This is a genomic window from Burkholderia sp. SIMBA_062 (genome assembly GCF_046534765.1).
Classification (GTDB): Bacteria; Pseudomonadota; Gammaproteobacteria; order Burkholderiales; family Burkholderiaceae; genus Burkholderia; species Burkholderia ambifaria.
In genome coordinates, this window is sequence record NZ_JAWRYD010000537.1 from 1 (window position 1) to 243 (window position 243).

Sequence of the window (243 nt, forward strand, 5' to 3'; positions counted from 1 at the left end):
GCGGCGATCTGCTCGGCGACGATCAGCCCGTCATCCTTCAGCTCCTGGAATTGCCGCACGCGCTGGACGCGCTGCGCGGCGTGGTGATGGAACTGGAAGACTGCGCCTTCCCGCTGCTGCAGTCGGTCGAAATCAGCGACGATCCGCGCGTCGCGTTCCGCGATGCCGATTACGCGATGCTCGTCGGATCGCGCCCGCGTGGCAAAGGCATGGAACGGCGCGATCTGCTGGCCGCGAACGCCG

At 67.5% G+C, this 243-nt stretch carries 1 protein-coding gene; it reads left to right on the forward strand.

Going from position 1 to position 243, the window contains the following annotated elements:
- Nucleotides 1-243 (forward strand): lactate/malate family dehydrogenase (locus tag SB786_RS37370; protein ID WP_410731731.1); only part of this gene is annotated, 243 nt, incomplete at both ends.